The sequence below is a fragment of the Flavobacterium sp. DW-iso2 genome, assembly GCF_058725285.1.
Map to the genome: position 1 here is coordinate 1 of NZ_JBZXDY010000062.1, position 1387 is coordinate 1387.

1 protein-coding gene is annotated in these 1387 nt (G+C 30.1%); it reads right to left on the reverse strand.

Annotated elements, in window-relative coordinates:
- Positions 1–100: 100 nt before the first annotated feature.
- Positions 101–1303 carry an IS4 family transposase gene (locus AC4PRO_RS18080; protein WP_492118385.1) on the reverse strand — a complete coding sequence of 401 codons (1203 nt, stop codon included), beginning with the start codon at positions 1301–1303 and terminating at the stop codon, positions 101–103.
- Positions 1304–1387 lie beyond the last annotated feature (84 nt).

The following is a 1387-nucleotide window of genomic DNA, read 5'->3' on the forward strand; positions in this document are numbered from 1 at the left end:
CATTAATGTCCGATAAAAAATAAAATCGTAATATTTTATTTTTTATCTATTTGATTTTCATTGTTTTAATTTTCATCTTCTATGCTTTTCCAAAAACAGGTCACAAAATTAATGATAGTTGTTCTGTTTCAGCCTTGTCAATTATCCAATCCTTTTCTGGATTTTCCAGAAATTTCATTAAATTGATGTAATTAAAAAGATGAATTTTACAAAAGCTAACCAAATTTGAAAATGCCCAACTGCGCTTTAGTTTCTTTTTGACCACCGCTAATAGCAGGTTAACTATCAAAACACAATAAATCTGTATTTTAATGGCATTTTCATTATCTCCCAAGAAATATTTTAATGGAAAATTTTGCTTTAATTGTTTGAATAATAACTCTATTTGCCATCTTGTTTTATACAAAGCCGCAATTAAATCGGCGCGCAAGTCAAATAAATTAGTTAAAAACTCAAATTCTCGTTTGTTTACTCGGTCATAAAACGTCACTTTTCTCAACCTTAATTTCGACATTTCTTTACCTTTTTTTACATCAATTTCAATAATTTCATCTTCTAAAACTCCGTTATGAATTCGTTCTCCAATATCTAGTTTTTCGATACTTATATACGATGCGTTGTCTTTTATTCGAGTTACAAACCCTGTTTTTTGAGTTGTAAAATGCTCAAAAGCCTTGTAATCATTGTATCCTTTGTCAAAAACATAAATGGTGTTTTCATCGCATTTTAATTTTTCTAAAAAATTGTGGTCGTGTGTTTTGGCTTCGCTGAACCAAACCAAACTCGGCACCATTTCATCAGCATTGACAACCGTATGCAATTTAATTCCTCCTTTTCTTTTTCCACTTTTTGGATTTCTTCCTACGCAACCCATAATGTCTTTGAATAGGCTAATTGTTGAACTATCAAAAATTTTGACCTGCTTATTTATAACATCTTTAATGCGGCTGTCCGATAAAAAACCACCATATTGCTTTAGCAATTGATGATAAATATTTTCAAAAACCAAAACATCTCTTTTCTTATTAGCATCAGATAAAGTACTCCTTTTAGGGATGTGATTTAACTGAAAACTACTTGTTTTACCTGATAAACCAAGCATTGCTCCAGATATTTCTCTAAGTGATGTACACTTTGAGAAAGAACAAAAAAGCATACTTATCAAATGGTCTTTTGTGGTAAATCGCTTTGTATAACGGTCTGATTCACATTTTTTGACTTCTTTTTTTATAATCGAATCGTCAATTAAAGAAATCAGCTGTCCGAAAACAGATTTACTAGAAAAATAATTACTTTTACTCATCGTATTTTGTATGTCGAAACACAAATTTACGATTCATTTAAAGAAGCCATCTTTTTGGCTTCTTTTTTTATCGGACAACAATGA

Bases quoted from the DNA above. Each gene is read 5' to 3' on its own strand.
- AC4PRO_RS18080 (WP_492118385.1), bottom strand. From the start codon at position 1,303: ATGAGTAAAAGTAATTATTTTTCTAGTAAATCTGTTTTCGGACAGCTG.